General features: G+C 72.0%; 16 protein-coding genes. 11 read left to right on the top strand and 5 right to left on the bottom strand.

Annotated features, from left to right (window positions below):
* Nucleotides 1–10 precede the first annotated feature (10 nt).
* Nucleotides 11–1,429, top strand: a complete 1,419-nt coding sequence (locus FHR82_RS06700) for a sensor histidine kinase (protein ID WP_311770926.1) — start codon at nucleotides 11–13, stop codon at nucleotides 1,427–1,429.
* Between the two features lie 201 nt (nucleotides 1,430–1,630).
* Nucleotides 1,631–2,668 (top strand): M23 family metallopeptidase, encoded by a 1,038-nt coding sequence (locus tag FHR82_RS45710; protein WP_184809428.1) that lies wholly within the window; start codon nucleotides 1,631–1,633, stop codon nucleotides 2,666–2,668.
* Nucleotides 2,669–2,732: 64 nt separating this feature from the next.
* Here FHR82_RS45710 and FHR82_RS06690 read toward each other — a convergent pair whose 3' ends face one another.
* From FHR82_RS06690 to FHR82_RS06675, 4 genes are all read right to left on the bottom strand, one after another.
* Nucleotides 2,733–4,667, bottom strand: coding sequence for a glycoside hydrolase family 18 chitinase (locus FHR82_RS06690; RefSeq protein WP_184809427.1), 1,935 nt, complete (start codon nucleotides 4,665–4,667; stop codon nucleotides 2,733–2,735).
* 130 nt (nucleotides 4,668–4,797) lie between these two features.
* Nucleotides 4,798–5,022, bottom strand: a complete 225-nt coding sequence (locus FHR82_RS06685; protein ID WP_184809426.1) for a hypothetical protein — start codon at nucleotides 5,020–5,022, stop codon at nucleotides 4,798–4,800.
* 96 nt (nucleotides 5,023–5,118) lie between these two features.
* Nucleotides 5,119–5,289 (bottom strand): hypothetical protein, encoded by a 171-nt coding sequence (locus tag FHR82_RS06680; protein WP_184809425.1) that lies wholly within the window; start codon nucleotides 5,287–5,289, stop codon nucleotides 5,119–5,121.
* Between the two features lie 154 nt (nucleotides 5,290–5,443).
* On the bottom strand, nucleotides 5,444–5,812 hold the full coding sequence (locus FHR82_RS06675; RefSeq protein ID WP_184809424.1) for a hypothetical protein: 369 nt from the start codon (nucleotides 5,810–5,812) through the stop codon (nucleotides 5,444–5,446).
* 110 nt (nucleotides 5,813–5,922) lie between these two features.
* Here FHR82_RS06675 and FHR82_RS06670 point away from each other — a divergent pair, with 110 nt between their 5' ends.
* Together FHR82_RS06670 and FHR82_RS06665 are read left to right on the top strand one after the other, a co-directional pair.
* Complete coding sequence (locus FHR82_RS06670) at nucleotides 5,923–6,531, top strand: TetR/AcrR family transcriptional regulator (RefSeq protein ID WP_184809423.1); 609 nt, start codon at nucleotides 5,923–5,925, stop codon at nucleotides 6,529–6,531.
* The gene (locus FHR82_RS06665; RefSeq protein ID WP_184809422.1) at nucleotides 6,528–7,715 is read left to right on the top strand and encodes an NADH:flavin oxidoreductase; all 1,188 of its coding nucleotides are present in this window, start codon (nucleotides 6,528–6,530) and stop codon (nucleotides 7,713–7,715) included. The genes FHR82_RS06670 and FHR82_RS06665 overlap by 4 nt, the downstream gene beginning before the upstream one ends.
* Here the strand turns inward: FHR82_RS06665 and FHR82_RS06660 are convergent.
* Entirely contained in the window at nucleotides 7,686–8,285 is a 600-nt protein-coding gene (locus tag FHR82_RS06660) for a copper resistance CopC family protein (protein WP_311770925.1), read from the bottom strand. The two genes, FHR82_RS06665 and FHR82_RS06660, sit on opposite strands and share 30 nt — an antisense overlap.
* Before the next feature lie 108 nt (nucleotides 8,286–8,393).
* Between FHR82_RS06660 and FHR82_RS06655 the strand changes: the two genes are divergently transcribed.
* The 7 genes from FHR82_RS06655 to FHR82_RS06625 all read left to right on the top strand — a co-directional run bounded on the left by FHR82_RS06655 (nucleotide 8,394) and on the right by FHR82_RS06625 (nucleotide 18,372).
* Nucleotides 8,394–9,785 (top strand): hypothetical protein, encoded by a 1,392-nt coding sequence (locus tag FHR82_RS06655; RefSeq protein WP_184809420.1) that lies wholly within the window; start codon nucleotides 8,394–8,396, stop codon nucleotides 9,783–9,785.
* On the top strand, nucleotides 9,782–10,741 hold the full coding sequence (locus FHR82_RS06650) for a hypothetical protein (protein WP_184809419.1): 960 nt from the start codon (nucleotides 9,782–9,784) through the stop codon (nucleotides 10,739–10,741). The genes FHR82_RS06655 and FHR82_RS06650 overlap by 4 nt, the downstream gene beginning before the upstream one ends.
* 125 nt (nucleotides 10,742–10,866) lie before the next feature.
* Nucleotides 10,867–11,379, top strand: a complete 513-nt coding sequence (locus FHR82_RS06645) for a hypothetical protein (RefSeq protein ID WP_311770924.1) — start codon at nucleotides 10,867–10,869, stop codon at nucleotides 11,377–11,379.
* Nucleotides 11,379–12,761, top strand: a complete 1,383-nt coding sequence (locus FHR82_RS06640) for a serine/threonine-protein kinase (RefSeq protein ID WP_221463532.1) — start codon at nucleotides 11,379–11,381, stop codon at nucleotides 12,759–12,761. Before FHR82_RS06645 ends, FHR82_RS06640 begins: the two co-directional genes overlap by 1 nt.
* The gene (locus FHR82_RS06635; protein WP_184809417.1) at nucleotides 12,758–14,251 is read left to right on the top strand and encodes a VWA domain-containing protein; all 1,494 of its coding nucleotides are present in this window, start codon (nucleotides 12,758–12,760) and stop codon (nucleotides 14,249–14,251) included. Before FHR82_RS06640 ends, FHR82_RS06635 begins: the two co-directional genes overlap by 4 nt.
* Before the next feature lie 22 nt (nucleotides 14,252–14,273).
* Entirely contained in the window at nucleotides 14,274–15,410 is a 1,137-nt protein-coding gene (locus FHR82_RS06630) for an ATP-binding protein (protein ID WP_184809416.1), read from the top strand.
* A 175-nt stretch (nucleotides 15,411–15,585) separates the two neighbouring features.
* Nucleotides 15,586–18,372, top strand: a complete 2,787-nt coding sequence (locus FHR82_RS06625) for a DUF5682 family protein (protein ID WP_311770923.1) — start codon at nucleotides 15,586–15,588, stop codon at nucleotides 18,370–18,372.
* Nucleotides 18,373–18,628 lie beyond the last annotated feature (256 nt).

Below are 18,628 nucleotides of genomic sequence, written 5' to 3'. Positions count from 1 at the left end.
TGACCTTTTGGTGACGGATGCCGTGCGGGCCCGCCGGGTCGTGCCCGCACGGGTCCGCATCATGGGCTGGATGCTGCTGCTCATGGCGATCGTCCTGGTCACGGTGACACTCGTGACCAGGACGTTCCTGATGCAGCGGATCGACGCGGACGTGACGTCGGCACTCGAGCAGGAGGCGGGCGAGCTGAGCCGCGTCGCGCGGGGCGGGGTGGACCGGGCGACGCAGCAGCCGTTCCGCGACGTCCGTGAGCTGCTGTTCAACCACCTCCAGCGCCAGCACCCGGACGACGACGAGGTGATCGTCGGCTGGGTGGCGCCCGGCGAGGTCCTCGCACAGGACCGCAGCGAGCCGTTCCGGCTCGCCACCAGGCCCGACGTGCTCGACCCGATCCTCGCGTCGGACGCGCCGAGCGGTGCGGCCGACACCGACGCCGGCGAGCTGCGGTGGATCAAGGTCGAGGTGACCGGGCCGGTGGGGGACCGGGGCGCGTTCGTCGTCGGCTACCTCGTGGACCGCGACCGGGCCGAGATCGACGACACCATCCAGACGCTCGTGGTGGTCAGTGCCGCGGGTCTCGTGGTCGCGGCGCTCGTCGCGTGGCTCGTCGCGGGCCGGATCCTCGCGCCGGTGCGGCTCGTGCGACGGGCCGCGGCGGAGATCACCGAACGCGACCTCACCCAGCGCATCCCGATCGCGGGCCGCGACGACATCGCCGCGCTCGCGTCGCAGTTCAACTCGATGCTGGACCGGCTGGAGCAGGCGTTCGGCACGCAGCGCCGGTTCGTCGACGACGCGAGCCACGAGCTGCGCACCCCGATCACGATCGTGCGCGGCCATCTGGAGCTGATGGGCGACGACCCCGCGGAGCGGGCCGCGGTGGTGCGGCTGTGCACCGACGAGCTGGACCGCATGGGCCGGATCGTGGCGGACCTGCTGATGCTCGCGAAGGCGGAACGCCCGGACTTCGTGCGGCCGGAGCCGGTCGAGGTGGCGGAACTGACCGGCGACCTGTACGCGAAGTGCCGTGCGCTGGGCGACCGCGACTGGCGCCTGGCGTCGATCGGCGAGTGCACGGCCCGGCTCGACCCGCAACGTGTCACACAAGCAGTCGTGCAGCTGGCGCAGAACGCGGTCCAGCACACGACGGCGGGCGACGAGATCCAGGTCGGCTCGTCCTGCCACGACGGCCAGGTGACGTTCTGGATCACCGACCACGGCGCCGGCGTGCCGGAGCCCGACCGCGAGACGATCTTCGGCCGCTTCGCCCGCGGCTCGACCGGCGGCGCGGCAGGTCATCGCGCCGGCGCGGGTCTGGGGCTCGCGATCGTGCACGCCATCGCCGAGGCCCACGGCGGCACCGTCCGGCTGACCTCGCCGGAGGGCGGGGGAGCGACGTTCTCCCTGGACCTGCCGGGCGCCGCGCCCTGAACTTGTCAACGGCCGGATGCATTACGTGTCGTCTCCGTTACCGGAATGTTGTGATTCATCTCAACATGCCTGGCTCCCCGCGGGAAGCTGCGGGCATAGTGGCGGCGCCCCCGCCCCCGGGTGCGCACGGTGTTCCCCCGCACCGCGCGGCCCTGTACCCCTGGAGTGCCTATGGGTCCGCGTCGAGTACTGACGCGAGCCATGTTCACGACGCTGGTCGCCCTGTTGACCGCCGCCACCGTGCTGACGGGTCCGTCCGCGGTGGCCGCGCAGCCCGAGTCCGTCGAGGAGCAGATCGCCGCGGCCGACGCCGAGCTCACGGCCGCGCAGAAGCAGCTGGCCGACAAGTTCCAGCAGTTCACGGCCGCGGAGACGAAGCTCAACCAGCTGAACGCGGCCGTGGCGAAGGCGCAGGACAAGGTGACGACGACCCGCGCGGAGGCCGACGCCGCCACCACACGTGAGCGTGACCAGCGGGTCGAGTTCGACAAGTTCGCCTCGGCGAGCTACCGCCACGGCAGCGACCCCTTCTCCGTGCGTGCCTACGTCGGTGCGCGCGACCCGTCGGACCTGCTGGACCGCGCGTCGATGATCACCATGCTCGCGGGCAAGAACAACGACGTCCTGTCCGCCACACAGGCGGCTGTCGCGGCCAAGTCCGAGGCCGACCGCGCGGCGCAGTCCGCGCTCACCGACGTGACGCGGCAGCGCGACGCCGCGAACACCGCGAAGGTGACCGCCGAGAAGGCGTACAACGGGGCGGTCGCCGCGCAGGACGCGGCCAAGGCCGAGGTCGAGCAGCTGGCGAACCGCAGGGCCGGGCTCGCGTCGCAGAGCAACGTGATCGACGCGACCGGTGGTGTCGCGCTGCCCGCGCAGGGCAGGCTGACCTCCACCTACGGCGCCCGCTGGGGCACCATCCACTACGGCATCGACATCGCCAACAGCATCGGCACGCCGATCTACTCCGCCATGGCGGGCGAGGTGATCGACTCCGGTCCGGCGAGCGGTTTCGGGCTGTGGGTGCGCGTCCAGCACGCCGGCGGTGTCGTCACGGTGTACGGCCACATCAACGAGTCACTGGTGAACGTCGGGCAGCAGGTCGCCGCGGGCGAGCAGATCGCGACGATCGGCAACCGCGGCCAGTCGACCGGCCCGCACCTGCACTTCGAGGTGCACCAGGACGGCAGCAAGATCGACCCGCTGCCGTGGCTGCGTTCCCGCGGCGTCAACATCTGACCCGAAGACGGAGACCGCCCCCGCACAGCCCACGGTGCGGGGGCGGTCTGTCATCTGTCCGGTCTCAGCCGATGCCCTGGTGCACGGCGGTCATCAGCTCACCGTTCGCCGTGTCGCCGTCCATCGACCAGATCATGGCGCCGCCCAGGCCGTTGGCGTTGATCCAGGCCGTCTTGCGGGCGATCTCCACCGGGTCGTCGTAGGTCCAGAACGTGCTGCCGTTGAACAGCCACGCGTGCCCGGACTGCGCGTCCCGGTGGAGGGTGTACCCGCTGCCGAGCAACGGTTTGATCAGCTTGTAGTCGTTGATCCCCGCCTCGTACCGGCCCGGCGCTGGACCGGACGCGGTCTGGTGCAGGCCGTTGTTCGCGCTGCCCACACCCGTCCAGCCGCGGCTGTAGAACGGGATGCCGAGCACGAGCTTGCCTGCCGGTGCGCCACCGTTCCGCCACGCGTTGACCGCGATCTCGATGCTGTACGGCTTGGGGCCGGGGTCACCGGCAGGCAGCCGGATCGCGGACTGGTTGTTGGTGACGGGCTCCCAGCCGCCGTGCAGGTCGTAGCCCTGCACCGTGCCGAAGTCGAGGTGGTCGAAGATCCGGTTCACCTCGAAGCCCGCGGTCACCTTGTCCGGGTCGGCGGGCAGGAACGCGGTCAGCTCGTAGTGCTTGCCGGTCGTGGTGCCGTACGCGTCGAGCTGGCGGCGCCACTCCGCCAGGAGCAGCGTGAAGTTCTGCTTGTCCTCGGGCCGGATCACGTTGCCGGTGTTGCCTTCGCTGCCCGGCCACTCCCAGTCGAGGTCGATGCCGTCGAACACGCCGGCCGCCGAACCAGGACCGCCCTGCGGCTCACCGCCGAGCTGCGGCAGGTTGCCCTTGATCCACATGTCGAGGCAGGACGACACGTGCGCCTGCCGGGACGCGGCGGTCTGCGCGGCGTTGGAGAAGTACTTCGACCAGGTCCACCCGCCGAGGGAGAGGTTGACCTTCAGGTGCGGGTACTTCGCCTTGAGCTGCTTGAGCTGGTTGAGGTTGCCCGCGAGGGGCTGGTTGTAGACGTCGGCCTGGCCGTTCACGGTCAGGTCCGCGGTGAGCCGGCGCTGGTAGTCGGCCCACGCGTCGCCCTGGCCGAGCTGGTTGACCTGGAAGCAGCGGCCGGAGGAGTCGATGTTGCCGAACGCGTAGTTGATGTGCGTCAGCTTCGCGGCGGAGCCGGACGTGTCGAGGTTCTTCACGTAGTAGGCGCGGTCGTAGACGCCCCACTGGGTGAAGTAGCCGACCTTGCGTTTCCCGCCGGGGCCGGGACCGCCCTGTTCGTCGGTGGTCGCGGAGACGGACGCGCTGAGCGCGGAGACGTTGCCTGCCGCGTCGCGTGCGCGCACGCGGAAGGTGTAGGCGGTGTCGGGCTGCAGGCCGCCGACGGTGAACGAGGTCGACGGGGTGGTGCCCGACGGGGTGGTCTGGCCGTTGACGAGGACCTCGTACGCGGTGACGCCGACGTTGTCGCTCGCCGCGCTCCAGCTCAGCGGGACCGAGGTGCTGGTGGGGTCGCCCGCGGTGAGGCCGCCGGGCACGGAAGGCGCCACCGTGTCGGGCTGGCCTGAGGAGCCGTCGCAGGGGCTGTCGTTCACCGTGCAGTTGAGCGGTGCGCCGGGACCTGCGCCGTTGAAGCCGAACGCGGTCGTGGCGCCCGCCGGCACGCTGCCGTTGTAGTGCCGGTTGACGAACCGGTAGTGGTCGCCGGTGCGGGTCATGTCCGCTTCCCACGCGGACCCGATGCTGGTGCCGGCAGGCAGGTCGAACTCCACGGTCCAGCCGGACAGTGCGCTCGTGCCCGCCTTGACCACGACCTGGCCGGTGAACCCGGTGCCCCAGTCGGAGACCTTGGCGAACGTGGCGGTGGGGTTGGTCGCGGCCTGCGCGGGGCCCGCGCTCAGGCCGGTCAACGCGACGGTGATGGCGAACAGCAGAGCGCCGAAACGCCTCGGTCTGGATGACATCGGACTCCTCCGGTCGGGTAGCAGGGGTGTGGTCGAAGCCCACCTGAACAATGTGGTCTAGACCACAGAAATAGCAAGGTCTAGACCACCGTTGTCACCCGAATGGAACGCGGGGGAGTGCCGGTGCCGGTCAGTCGGCCGGCAGGCAGTCGTCGCAGGGCGCGAGGCGGTACGCGGGCACGAGATGGGTGCCCGAGCCGGCCATCGCCACCCAGGCCGAGCCGGGGCGCAGGTCGGGGGCGCGCGCGACGACCTCACCGTGCTGGCCGTGGTACCGGCCGCCGGTCACGCACACGTGAAGACCGTCCGGAAGACCGGGCGCGCGCGGCACGAGGCCGCCGTCCGCTGCGAACATTCCCCAACCCCATTGCGACCCGACCAGAATTGTGTCGAGTATCAGTGCCCCGCGCCAGTCCGGACAAGAGGCGAAGGGCCCTGCCGCCGCACGGGGTCAGCCGCCGGACACCACCAGGTACGTGAAGCCCAGGATGGTGCCGGGGCCCATCAGGACACACAGCGCGTACACGCCGTACAGCGGCTTGTCCTTCACGACCATCGCGGCGAGCGCGCCGATCACGGCGGCGATCACGGAGAAGAACAGCACCAGCACGACAACAGACATGTCTCGATCCTCGGGAGGTCATGGCCGTGCCAGGGCAGCTGTCGGCGCCGCGGTCGCGGAAGGACGCGCGGTCGAGGCTGTGCCCGGCACGGTGGAAGTGGTTACGGGTCAACGGCGCGCGCCATGGGGCGCGCGGCGGGTGCGGGGACTCAGGTCACGCGCGCGGAGGTGCCCGGCTCGACCGCGACGTCGTGGTCGGGCCCGCCATCCCGGCGGCGCCGGACTCACGTGCGGACAGTCGTCCGCGTGAGCCGTGCTCGCCCGGGTTCTGCGGGCACACGGCCGACCAGGTGTCCGGCGGCGCCGTGGCGTGCGTGTGACGTGCCGCTCCCGAGAGCCGCAGCCAGTCGCGCAGCTCGTCCTGGATGGACGGCGCGGTCTTCACGGTGCCGGTGAGCACCGGCTGTCGCGGTGCCGGGTAGCCGTTGGCGGCGGCGGGCGCCACGGCGGCGCCCAGGCCGAGCACCGCCAGCAGCACGACGAGCAGGAGCCGGGACCGGCCCGTCCTCGCCCCTGTGCGCACCCGCTCGGCTCCCGTCCTCGGCAAAGTTCCGGCCAGCTTACGTGACCGTCGTTCAAGCACTGATTCAATCAGTGCTTGAATCGGTGCGGCCGGTGTGTTGTGCTGGGGTGGTGCCGAAAACACCGTCGACCACAGCGGAGGCCGGGACGGCCCGGGAGCGGTTGCTCGCGGCCGCGGAGCGGGCGCTGCTGGAGTCCGGCTACGAGCGGTTGTCGCTGCGGTCGGTGAACGTGGCGGCCGGGATGAACCCCGCCGCCGTGCACTACCACTTCGGCTCGAAGGACGCGCTGGTCGCGGCGCTGCTGGAGGACCGGCTCGGTCCGTTGTGGCAGGACGCGCTCGCCGACCTCTCCGCCCGCGCGGAAGACGGTGTGCCCCCGTCGGTTGCCGACCTGGTGGACGTGGTGATCACGCCGCTGGTCGAGCTCGCCGCCGACCCGCTCGGCAGGCTGCGGCTGCACCTGCTCGCCCGGTTCGTGCTGGGGCGGCGGCGAGGTCTGCCAGCGGCGTTCACCGCGCGGTGGTTCGGGCTCGAACCGTGGGCGCGGCTGCTGCGCGCGACGCGCCAGGACCTGACCGAACGGGAGGCGGCGCGCCGGTGGGCACTGGCGTTCGCGCTCGTGCTCCAGCACTTCGGTGACCCGCTCGCCGACGCGCCCGGCGAGCCGGCGCCACCCGGCACGCTGCGCACCTTCGTCATGGCGGGACTCGACGCGTGACCGCCGAGGTGTTCGCCCCGGCACGGCTCGGTCCGGTCACGCTGCCCAACCGGATCGTCAAGGCGGCCACGTTCGAAGGGCGGACCCCGCACGCCCTGGTCACTCCCGAGCTGATCGACTTCCACCGGCGGCACGCGGCCGGTGGCGTGGGGATGACGACCGTCGCGTACCTCGCCGTCAGCCCGGAGGGACGCACCCACCGGCGGCAGATCTGGCTGCGTCCCGAGGCCGTGCCCGGCCTGCGGCGGCTGACGGACGCCGTCCACGCCGAGGGCGCCGCGGTCGCCGCCCAGATCGGGCACGCGGGCCCGGTCGCGAACGCGGCGCCGAACCGGTCGCCGGCGATCGCGCCGGGGAAGGCGTTCTCCCCGTTGGGTTTCCGGATGACGAAGGCCGCGACCGAGGCGGACCTCGAGCGGATCGTCACCGCGCACGCGGACGCCGCCCGGCTCGCCGTCGAGTCCGGGTTCGACGCCGTCGAGGTCCACTGTGGACACAACTATCTGGTGAGCGCGTTCCTCAGCCCCCGGCTCAACGAGCGCGGCGACCGCCACGGCGGCAGCCTCGCGAACCGCGCCCGGCTCGCGCTCGACGTCACCCGCGCGGTGCGGGACGCGGTCGGCGACCGCGTGGCGATCACCGCCAAACTCAACATGAGCGACGGCGTGCGTGACGGACTGGGGCTCGAGGAGAGCCTGCTGGTCGCCGCGTGGCTCGAACGCGACGGCACCGTCGACGCGCTCGAGCTGACCGCGGGCAGCTCACTGCTGAACCCCATGTACCTGTTCACCGGCGACGCACCGGTCCGCGAGTTCGCCGCGGCGTTCCCACCGCCACTGCGGTGGGGCCTGCGGCTCGGCGGACGGGCCTTCCTCCGCCAGTACCCGTTCCGCGAGGCGTACCTCCTGCCGGAGGCCCGCCGGTTCCTCGCGGAGCTGCGGCTGCCGCTGATCCTGCTCGGCGGCATCACCCGCCGCGAGACCATGGCGGCCGCGGTGACCGAAGGGTTCGCGTTCGTGGCCATGGCCCGCGCTCTGCTGCGCGAACCGGACCTGCCACGCAGGCTCCGGTCCACACCGGACACCCGCTCGCTGTGCACCCATTGCAACAAGTGCCTGCCGACGATCTACCGCGGCACGCACTGCGTGCTGGACTCAGGCTTTCTTGTTCCGCACCAGCCGTAGCACCACGACGGCACCGACGGCGAGCACGACGACCGCGCCGAGCACCCACACCCACCCCGGCATCCCGCCGTCGTCCGTGGACCCGTCCGCGGCGGGTGCCACCGGCGTCGTGGGCGGCGCGGCCTCGATGGTGGGCGGCGCGGTCGTGGTGGTCGTCGTCGTGGTTGTCGTCGTGGTTGTCGTGGTGGGTGGTGGCGCCACGGCGGCGGTGAGTGTGAACGTGACGGCGCCCCGGACGGTGTCACCGTCCTTGGAGACCATCTCGTAGATCACGGAGTAGGTCCCGGCCGGCCCGCTCGCCCGCACCGGCGCGGTCACCACGGCCCCGTCCGCCACGGGGGCGCCGACGGTCCACGCCGCGCCACCGGGCCCGGTGACCGCCACCGGGGTGGCGCCGAGCGTGACGGGCTCGTTGAAGGTCAGCCGGACCTGCTGGGGTGGCGTCGCCAGGGCCGCGCCCTGCGCCGGGTCGCTGCCGATCAGCTCGGCGTGCGCGACCGCCGGTGTCGCGGTGGCCACGACCGCGAGGCCGCTGAGCAGGAACACCGCCACGAGTCGTCGAAGCGTCACGGGGACCATCCTGCACCACCGGCCCCTCGGACGGGAGAAAGATCACGTTCTGGGGCATATCGGCGGGAGGTGTCCCACCACCGCTGTCCGGTTTGGAATGCTGCGCGCGTGCGCGTGACCCTCGTCTTCCTGCTCGTGGTCCTCGGGATGGCCGCCGCGCCCGCGGCCGCACAGCCCGCCGGGCCCGTCGACCCGGAGCCGATCCTCGCCGCGCTGGCCGACGGGGAACAGGTCATCCGCGCGCCGGGGACCATCGCCCGGTTCGACGAGGCACGCGTGCGCGAGGAGCTGGGCGGGGCCGTCCGCCTCGTCCTGCTGCCCGAGGTGGACTACGACCTGTACCCGAGGAAGGGCGACGACAACCAGTACGGCGAGATCGTCACACGCCCGATCCAGGCTTGGGCGCTCGACCGGGAGGTGCCGGTCGTGGTCGTCACCGGCCTGGACGTCACGATGTACGCCGCGCTGTCGGTCCGCAAGCACCGGCTCCCGGCCGACTTCGACGAGCTGCGCACCACGACCGCGAACCAGGACATCACCGAGCGCCTGATCGTGTTCGCCCGGCTCGGGAGAGGGCTGCCGCCGGAGGCCGCCGAGGACGTCGAGATCACCCACCCGGCGCCCGTGCCCGCGGCACCGGACCGGGTCGCTGAGCTGGTCGCCGCGCTGCGGGAGCACCCGGTCTACAACGCGCCCGGCCGGACCGAGCTCATCGAGGACTGGGTCGTGGAGATCTCGCGGAGCGAGAACGACCTCGGCATCCGCGTCGCCGCGTTCCCGTTCCTCGAGCCGGGGCAGCCGGTGGTCGACTACGCCACCCCGCTCGGCTCGGCGTTCCCCGACGACGTGGTGCTGGTGCTGCACGGCCAGTGGCTCGACATCGTCGCCCCGGACCAGGACAAGGCGCTCGCCGCCCGGGCGTTCGCCTACGGGGACGCCGACCTTTCGCTGTTGTCCGGCGGCAGCGGCCACTCCCTGCTGCGGGACACCGTCAAACGGCTGGACCTGCTGCTCGCCGAGACCTCGTGGGGCTTCCCGCAGCCGCCGCCCCAGCCGAGGTCCGTGCCGTTCGACGTCCAGCGCGCGGTCTCCGCGCTCGCCCCGTGGGTGCTCGTCGGTTCGGCGGTCGTGATCGGTGGCGCCGGGGTGCTCCGCCACCGCCGGCGGGCGGCCGACGCGGAGCTGGAGCTGCGGACCGAGACGGCGTCGGCGATGGCGGTGATCGGCGACCTCGGTGCCCGGGTGCTGTCGGCCGAGGAGAGCGGCGACCCGGCCGATCCGACCGTGGTCGAGCGGCACGCCACCGCCCGGCTGCTCTACGACCAGGCGCACACCTCGGTGGCGATGGCGGAGGTCCGCCGGGTCGCGGAGGAAGGGCTCGCGCTGCTGACCGAGCCGGCTCCCGAGGATCGGGCGGAACCCAAGCCGCACAAGAAGAAACGGAAGAAGAAGCCGGGTGCGGAGTCCGCACCGAAAGCGGTCTGGAAGAAGGCCCGATGAGCGCCGGGGCGAAGAAGTGGCTGGGCCTCCCGCGCTGGCTGTACGCGGCCCTGGCGCTGGGCGCGGTGGTCGGCGTGCTCGTGTTCGTCGTGTCCGAGCCGCCCACCCCGGTGTCGGCCCAGGCGCGGAAGGTGGTCGAGGGCCTGCGCACCACGTCGGTGTACGAGGAGCCGGGCGGGCCGGGGATCGTCGACGCGCAGCGGTCCCGCCAGCTGATCGGTGACCGGGCGATCGTGCTGGTGCTGCTGGCCCGGCCGTTGCTGGACGACCCCACCTACCGGACCGACCCGCGGGCGGAGCGGTGCGCGGAGATCGCCGACCTGGTCGCCACGTCGGTGGTGATCCTGTACGCGTTCGACGACGACGACGAGTACGACGCCGAGTACTGCGTCGGCCCGGAGTTCGCCAACGACGACAACCCGGTCGACCCGGAGGACTACGTGACCGGCGTGGTCGGCGGCGTCAACCTCGGCACCCACTTCCGGGTCACCGACACCGACAAGTTCGCCGAGGTCGAGGAGTACGTCTACACCTTCGACCACTACACGATGCGGGACAGCCCGAACGGGGTGCCGCGCCGGGGCGTGGTCGTGCCCCCGCCGCCCACCCCGGACGCGCCGCAGGCGTGGCAGGTGGTCCTCGCGCTCGTCGGCATCCTCGCGGGCACGGTCGCGCTGTTCATGCTGCTGCGCGCGGCCGGCTGGCTCGCGGGCAGGCGGCGGACGCGGGCGGCCGCGACGCGGACCAGGGTGGCGGAGGTCGGCACGCGGCTCAACCGGCTCGCCGACACCGTCCTGCACCCGGAGGCGCCGCGCAACGCGCGCGCCGCCCGTCGCCAGGCGGACCTCGCCGAGCGGTACGTGCTGTTGCTGCGCGACGTCGAGGCGGCCGGGACCGATGCCGAGCTGACCGAGGTCGAACGGGCGCTGACGGAGCTGGAGGAGGCGGCCCGCTGAGGCCCTTCCGACGCTGTTGATCAGGTACTTCCCGGGATCGCCCGAAATTGTCGGTGGTCGCCGATAGGTTCTTCTCGTGCTCCACGCAGGGGCACGAAGTCCATGCGGCGCAAGGGAGATGGTGCGTGTCCGACGGTAGAGGGCCCGATTGGGAGAGGTCCAGCACGGCGCGGGTGTTGCCACCCGCTCGGCCGCGCAAGCTCGCGAAGGTTCCGTTCGTCGAGCTCGCCGACGGCCGCCTGCAGGGCGTGGTGTCGAGCGGCTCGGACATCGGGCGGGTCTATGTCTCCTCGGTCGAGGCGGGCAGCCACACGTTCGCCTGCAGCACCAACAACAACCGGCCCTGTGGCGGTGCGCGGGGCATGTTCTGCAACCACATCCTGGCCATGGTCAACGAGGCGGTGCTGCAGTACGGCGGTGAGCGGGTCGCCCGCTACCTGAAGGTGGAGCCCGACGAGCCGACCGGGCAGGCGATCGCGCGGGACATGATGAGCACGCGGCCATCCCAGGGCGACAGCGCCGCCGCCGCGACGGTCTTCAGCCAGTTCCTGCGCCACCTCGCCTATCTGGAGCTGCCGCCGACCACCGCGCCGCTGCCCGAGATGCAGTGGTTCCCGCCGACCAGGGCGGTGGTGTGATGCGGGCCGACCTGCTCGACGAGGCGATCCCGGGGCTCGACGAGGCCATGGCGGCGGTCGACGCCGGGGACCAGGCACTCGTCGCCGGGCTGCTGCGCCCGCAACCGGCCCAGGTCGCGGCCCTGACCGAACTCGCCGACGCGGTCGCGGCCACACCGCTGGCCGGCCGTGTCGCGGAAGCCGTGGAGAAGGTCGCGGCCGGCGCCGCGAGCGAGGACCACTTCGTCGCCATCGCCGCCGCCCGCACCGCGCTGCTCGGCTCCGTCCACGACGCGCTGACCGCCCGCGTCGAGGAGGCCACTGGCAGGTCCGGTGATGCCGGGATCGCCTCGGCTGCCAGGGAAGCGCGGTCGCCGAACGTCCTCGCCGCGGCCCGTTCCTGGCTGTCCGACCTGGCGCGTGCCGGGTGGCGGGGCATCGACCACGACCTCGTCTCCGGGGCCGGGCAGGTGATCTCCGCGATGCTCCCGGACCCGGCCCTGCGGCGGCTTGCCGCACTCCTCGACGGGTTCGCCGCCGAGCTGGCCGCGTCCTGTCCTGGTGCCGCGCTCGACCGCGTCCCCGCCCGCCGCTGGGGTGACCTGTGGTCGCGCGCGATGATGCTGACGCTGTCCGCCGGCGCGGTCCCGGCGGGAACGGCGACCGGCCGCGTCCTTCCGCTCGGCGTGGACCTGCACGAGCACGCGACCGCCGCGCAGGCGCAGGTGCACGCGGTGTTCGAGCCCTCGGACGGCGGCCCGCCACGGCTCGTGCGGGCCAGCGTGTCGGTGCCGAAGCCGGACACCGTGCTCGGCGCGGGGATCTGGCAGCTGCTTCGCCCGCACCTGTCGCTCCTCGCGGCCGTCGGCGACGGCCGCTCGATGGACCTCGACGGCATGCCGGTCACCGAGGAGGGTGACCTGGTCTGGGACGACGAGCACGCCCGTCCCGGCGCGGCCGCCGACGCGTTCGCCACGGCCCGCGTCGCGCTGGCCACCGCGACCGCACCGGTGCCCGCGCCACTGGACCGGCATCCGGCGCGCATCGCCGTGCCGGTCTTCCTGGAGGGCTACACCGTGGACAAGGACGGCGACGCGCTCACGTTCACGGTCGCGGGGCACCGGCTGCCGGTCGACACCGACCGCGTCCCCTCGGCGGGACCGCTCACCCCGGAGGCGGTCGCCGCGTCCGGTGCGTGCATTGGACTGCTCCGCTGGGACGACGGGACGTTCACCGTCCAGCCGCTCGCCGTCGAGACCACGATCAAGAAGAAGGCGGTCGCGGTCCACGCGGGAGCGTGGGCGGGTGGCACGACCGACAAGAACGGCGTCAAGGCGGAGAAGGCCGCCACCGACGCGGTGACCGTGCTGCGGGAGCGGGCGGGGAGGTTGCTGCGCAAGTGAGCACCCACGACAACCGCCGCCAGGTCCTGTACTGGCGGCTCCTCGCGCGGCTCTTCGACCACGAGGAGCAGGCGAGCCTGGAGTCGGCGAGCGTCGCCGTCGTCGACGACCTCGGCCTGCCGCCCGCGTTGCTGGACCCGCACGCGTCCGTCGACGCGATCGTCCAGCGCCACCCCGAGCTGGCCGCCGAGTTCGACGGCCTGATGGTGCCCGAGGCCAGCGCGCAGCGAGACGGCACTGCGCAGCGAGACGGCACTGCGGAGCGGGACGGCACTGTGGAGCGGGACGGCACTGTGGAGCGGGACGGCACTGTGGAGCGGGACGGCACTGTGGAGCGGGACGGCACCGCGGAGCGGGACGGCACTGCGGAGCGAGACGGGGCCGCCGAGGTGCGGCGCGCGGCACTGGTGTCGAAGGTGCTGCTGAACGTCTTCGCCACCGGGGCCGGCAACGTCACCGCGGGACAGCTGTCCCAGTGGCAGGCGGACGCTGGCTGGCTGGAGCGGGCACTCGGCTGCCGGCCGGGGGATCTGCGGGGCCGGTCCGGGCGGGGCACGAGCGGCGGCGCGCCGATGCCGGACCTCAGCACGCTGATGCCGGGCATCGGCCCGGAGCTGGCCGACCTCGAGGCCGACCTCGTCAACCGCATGCAGCTGCGTGAGGTGCTCGCCGATCCCACGCTGGCCGCGCAGCTCACCCCGAGCATGTCGCTGATCGAACAGTTGCTGCGGGACAAGAACAACCTGTCCGGGGTGGCGCTGGCCAACGCCAAGTCGCTGATCCGCCGGTTCGTCGACGAGGTCGCCGAGGTGCTGCGCACCCAGGTGGAGAAGGCGTCGGTCGGCGCGGTGGACCGGAGCGTGCCGCCCAAACGGGTCTACCGCAACCTCGACCTCGACCGCACGATCTGGAAGAACCTCGTCAACTGGAGTCCCGACGAGGAGCGGCTGTACGTCGACCGCCTGTACTACAAGCAGACCGCGCGCAAGACGACCCCGCAGCGGCTGATCGCGGTCGTCGACCAGTCCGGGTCCATGGTGGACTCGATGGTCAACTGCGCGATCCTCGCGTCGATCTTCGCCGGGCTGCCGAAGGTGGACGTGCACCTGATCGCCTACGACACCCAGGCCCTGGACCTCACGCCGTGGGTCCACGACCCGTTCGAGACGTTGCTGCGCACCAACCTCGGTGGCGGCAACGACGGCATGGTCGCGATGGGGCTGACACAGCCGAAGATCGCCGAGCCGCGCAACACCGTCGTCGTGTGGATCTCGGACTTCTACGAGACGCGGGTCGAGCAGCTGTTCGAGTCCATGGCGGCGATCCACCGCTCCGGCGCGAAGTTCATCCCCGTCGGCTCGGTCACCAGCGGTGGCCGCGGTGCCGTCAACCCGTGGTTCCGGGAGCGTTTCAAGGACCTCGGCACACCAGTGATCTCCGGCCACATCGGCAAGCTCGTGCACGAGCTCAAGACTTTCCTTACTTCCTGATCCCCAGAAAGGCCTGTCCTACATGTCCGACCTGTTGCGCGCCCCCGCCGAACTCAAGTACGCCGACGAGCTGGACTGGCTCGAGTCGGTCGACGACAACCCCAAGCCGTTCGCCTGGCGGCTGTCCCCGAAGATGGTCCGCCTGTTCGTCCTGGGCGCCGAGCGCGCCGACGGCCTGGACCGGGAGATCGCACAGAAGTGGTTCGGGGACCGGAGTTTCGTCGAGCGCGCCATCGTCACGCTCGCTTCGGACCGCGGTCTGCTGCTGATCGGTGACCCCGGCACCGGCAAGAGCTGGCTGGCCGAGCTGCTGTCCGCCGCGATCTCCCGCAACTCGACGCTCGTCGTGCAGGGCACGGCGGGCACCACCGAGGACCACATCAAGTACTCGTGGAACGTGTCCATGGTCATCGCGAAGGGACAGTCGCGGGAGTCGATGATCCCGTCGCCGATCATGACCGCGATGGAGCAGGGTTCCATCGGCCGCTTCGAGGAACTGACCCGCTCCACCAGCGACGTGCAGGACGCGCTGATCTCGATCCTGTCGGAGAAGTACATCTCCGTGCCGGAGCTGGGCGGTGACAGGAACAGCGACGGGAACAGCGACAACATCGTGTTCGCCAAGCCCGGGTTCTCGATCATCGCGACCGCCAACAGCCGCGACCGGGGCGTCAACGACCTGTCATCGGCGCTGAAGCGGCGCTTCAACTTCGTGCGGATCCCGGTGGTGACGAACAAGAAGAGCGAGGCGGAGATCGTCCGCTTCCGCACCGAGGAACTGCTGCGCCGCCACCAGATCGAGCTGGACGTGCCGCCGACGCTGCTCGACGTGCTGCTGCGCAGCTTCGCGGACCTGCGTGCCTCGGCGGCCGCGGCGGGCAGCGACGACGAGAAGCTGGAGTCCGCGCTGTCCACCGCCGAGCAGATCGGGGTGCTGGAGGACGCGATCCTGCACAGCAACTTCTTCGGACAGCAGGCGCTGACCGCCCGCACCCTCGCGTCGTCGCTCGTCGGGTCGCTGTCCCGGCGCGCGCCGGAGGACCTCGCGATCCTCAACAAGTACCTGCACGGCGTGGTCGAGCCGCGCAGCAAGGACGAGGGCGGCGACTGGCCGGAGTTCCTCGAGGGCGGCCGCGACACGATCGCCACCCTGTCGTGAGCGGAGCTCGCGGAGCGAACCGTCGACGCTCAGCACGGCACCGCACCCGCGGTTGGGCGTGCGAATGGGACTTTCGCACGGGTTCAGGGAGCTTTCGTACCGGTTCGGGGAGCAGGATGGGCGGTTCGTTCGTTGCCATATGGAGAGCGTCGGGCGGGGCAGGCGAGGTGTCGTCGTGAGTGAGTTCGAGGCACTGCGCACGCAGCTCTCCGAAGCCGCGGCCACGTTCGCCGACGGGCCCGGTGCGCTGGAAGGCATCCTGCTCGGCATCGTCGACGACGTCGACCGCGCCGTGGCCGAACCCCTGGAGATCTTCCCGGTCTGCCACCACTCGCCCGCGTCGGCCGTCGCGATGGCGCGGCGGCTGCGGGAGAAGCAGCCGAAGGTGATCTACCTGGAGCTGTGCGAGGACATGGCGCCGCTGCTGACGGAGCTGCGCAACTGCAGGCTCCCCGTGGCGGTGCAGGCGTTCGCCACCGACGTCGACGGCTTCCCCGCCGAGTGGGCGCCGCTGTCGGTGGTCGCGCCGATCACCGAGGCGTCGGCCGAGTACCAGGCGATCTCCTACGCGCTGGACACACCCGGCGTGGAGCTGGTCCTCGTGGACCGGTCCTCCGACCACGTCTTCCAGTGGGACAACCGGGGAACCGAGGCGCAGCAGACGGACCCGGACTCAGCCCCGCCCGATGAGGAGGCGGCACTGCACGGCGACGCGGTCGGCGTGGAGATCGGCGACCTGCGGCCGCGGTTCGCCGAGCTGGAGGAACACCTGCTGCACCACGGCAGGGTGCGGCACTGGTCGGAGTGGTGGCACCAGTACGTCGAGCTGCCGCTCGGCGACAGCGACCACGACACCTACCGGCAGGTGATGCTGTTGATCGGCAGCCTGTTCCGGCGTCTCGCGCCCGGTGACCCGCACCGGGTGCGGGTGGACGAGGACCGCGAGCGGTACATGTGGACACGCATGCGGGAGCACCTGGACGCGACCGGCACCGACGTCGCCGACTGCCTCTACGTGTGCGGCGCGTTCCACGCGTCGAGCCGGGTAGCGGAGTTCGGCGTCAACGGCACCGCGGGCACCGGCACGTTCGAGATCAGCCCGCGCACCGCGAGCAAGTGGCAGCACGGCCTGATCCCGTCCAGCCACGCGGCGATCGAGGCACAGTTCGGCCTGGCCGCCGGCTCGGTGTCGATCGCGGCGACGGAGTGGGCGAAGAACCTGAAGCGCACCAAGGTGCAGCCGTTCCGGCTCGCCGGGCAGGCCGGTGGCGCCAAGAAGAAGAAAGCCGCCGCGCTTCCCGCTCCCGCACCGGAGATCGCCCCGTCGGACCACCTGACGGGGTTCCTCCAGCGGCCGCCCGTGCTCGACCGCCTCGACGAGGCCGAGCTGCTGGGCTGGTCGGTGGAGGTCGTGCGCGCCGCGCGCCGCAACGGCTACCTCTCCTCGACCGCCGACGCCATCGCGGTGTTCGAGACGTCGATCCTGCTGGCGGGCATGCGGGACCGGGCCAAGCCCACCCCGTACGACTTCCAGGACGCGGCCGTCACGTGCATCGAGAAGGACACCGTGCCGGGCCGCCGGGACGTGCGCCGCATCGTCGAGATCATGATGGGCGGCGACCGGATCGGCCAGGTCGGCTACGACGCGCTGCCGCCGCTGGCCCGCGACGTGTACGACCGGCTCGCGCCGCTGGAGCTCAACCTCCAGCAGCGCGGCGTGCGGCGGGCACTGCTCGACATCGCGTCCAACCCGGACCTCGAGCCGTGTTCGGACCTGCTGTGGATGTTGCGGTACCTGATGCCGTACGGCGCGGCGCGGCCGATCATGGGGGAGCGGCGCCTCGGCGAACGCCCCATCCAGGAGTCGTGGGACCTCGCGATCGGCACGCACCAGCGTGCGCTCATCGAGCTGGGCTACGAGGGCGTCAGCATCGAACAGGTCCTCGAGCAACGCCTGCGGCGCGGCGCGTACGGCCCGAGGGCGACCGCGGCGAGCGTGCTGGCGGCCGTCGAGGACGCGACGCTGTACCTGCGCAGCCACCGCCTCGCCGGCGAGCTGGGCACCCGCGCGCTCGAGGTGCTGGCGACCGAGCGCAGTGCCGACGGCGCACCGGAGGTGCTGCGGCGGGTGCGGCGGCTGCTGGCGTTCTACCGGACCAGCGAACCGGTGCTGCCCGCGTGGATCGAGTCGTTCGTCAAGACCGGCTACGCGCACTACTGCACGCTGCTGCCGACGGCGTTCACCGACGAGGACGCGAGCGTCGACCAGGTGGCCGCGATGCTGGGCTTCCTGTTCAGCATGGAAGGGCTGGCGCTGTCGCTGGGCTGCGACCGCACCCAGCTGGAACTGGCGGTCGCGCAGTCGCACCCGGAGGACCCGGCGAAGGTGGCGTTGCTGTGGGCCGCGCAGGTGCAGCTCGGCACCCTGTCGCGGGCGGAGCTGCGGACGCGGTGCGACGAGCTGCTCGGCAACCCGCTGGTGCTGCCCGCCTACCCTCGGTACCTCAGCGGTTTCGTGCACGCGCTGGAACCCGCGCCGGGGCTGGCCGACTTCGTGGTGGAGGCGGTGTCGAACGCGTTCGCGCGCCTGCCGGACCCGGTGCTGCTGCCGTGGCTGCCGACCCTGATCACCACCCTGAAGGCCGGCGGCGCGGACCTGGCGCCGCTGCTGATCCGCGAGGCCGGGCGGATCTTCCCGAGCAGGCTGGCGGCGCTGGACGAGTGGGTGCCGCCGTGGCTGGCGGAGGAAGCGGTGCCGGTGGTGCGGCGTGCGCGGCAGAGCCGCGGTCTCCCGCTGCTGGCGGCCCACCCCGCGACGTGCGACGCGGTCGCGGACCTCCTGGGCTGCGACGGCACCTGGGAGACGGGCGACGGCGGGCCACCGGAAACGCCGGGCAGCGCTCTGCTCGGTCAGTACCCGGACACCGCGCTGGCACTGGAGGAACTGCTGACCTACCCCTGACCCGGGGCGACGCGGCGCAGTCCATGATCGGTCGCGGCCAGTACCCCCACGGCCGGGTGTGCGGCGAGCGCGTGCACCCGGCCGGTGGTGTGGTCGTGCCCGGTGACCGCGCCGGTTTCGGCTTCCAGCCACAGGATTCGGAGTCCAGGCCGACCGCCAGCCGGCGCCACCGCGCGTTTCCACCACGACCGGTCGATCGCGGTCTACACCGGGCTCGGCCTGCGCGACGCGGAACTGGTCAGGGCCGAGCTGGCGG

This window comes from Actinophytocola algeriensis, assembly GCF_014203735.1.
Taxonomy (GTDB): Bacteria; Actinomycetota; Actinomycetes; order Mycobacteriales; family Pseudonocardiaceae; genus Actinophytocola; species Actinophytocola algeriensis.
Note: the sequence above shows the minus strand (reverse complement) of the source record. Positions and strands in the feature narration are given on the sequence as shown.